Source organism: Mycobacterium sp. KBS0706 (genome assembly GCF_005938675.2).
In the GTDB taxonomy this organism is placed as follows: Bacteria; Pseudomonadota; Alphaproteobacteria; order DSM-16000; family Inquilinaceae; genus Inquilinus.
This window is the reverse complement of record NZ_VCCH02000329.1, coordinates 1-632: the sequence shown is the minus strand read 5'-3', so window position 1 is coordinate 632 and position 632 is coordinate 1. Positions and strand designations below refer to the sequence as shown.

The window sequence follows — 632 nt, the reverse complement described above, 5'->3', positions numbered from 1 at the left end:
TTCGACATTCTCCAGCACCGTCCGGTGCGGCAGCAGGGCGAAATGCTGGAACACCATCGATGCCCTGCTTCCGGAGGAGCTTGCGCATCAGCTTGCCGGCGGCCGCCGCGTCCCGCCTGGCCTGAACCAGCACGTCGAGCACCTCACCCTCGGCATCGACGGCACGCCAGAGATACATCTCGTTGCCACCGATCCGGACGAACATCTCGTCGAGGTGCCAGCGCCGGTGCGGCGCCGGCCGCTGCGCGCGAAGACGCCTCGCGATCATCGGGCCGAACGCGCTGACCCAGCGGCGGATCGTCTCGTACGACACCTCGATACCGCGCTCGGCGAGCAGGTCCTCGACGTCGCGGTAGCTCAGGGTGAAGCGGAGATACATCCAGACGGCGCGCTGAATCACGTCGGATGGAAAGCGATTACCGGCATAGTCAGGTGGGGTCGTGGCCACCGCTACGCCGCTCGCTGGCCCTTCGCAAGGCCGCGAACGTGACAAGCCCGGAGAGCGCACGACATACGTTACTCGGGTTCTGGCCTCGGCGCTCGGAGCAGGTTTAGCCTTTCCTCTAGCAACTCGTAGAACGCAGAAAGCCCCGCCTTTTTGGGGCGGGGCTCTGGATCAGACCTCGATGTGT

Annotated in this window: 1 protein-coding gene; it reads right to left on the bottom strand. The window is 65.3% G+C overall.

Going from position 1 to position 632, the window contains the following annotated elements; all coding sequences use genetic code 11:
• Positions 1 to 448, bottom strand: a 448-nt coding sequence (locus FFK22_RS42105; RefSeq protein WP_306770275.1) for an IS6 family transposase, incomplete at its 3' end; no start/stop codon positions are given.
• Between the last annotated feature and the right edge of the window lie 184 nt (positions 449 to 632).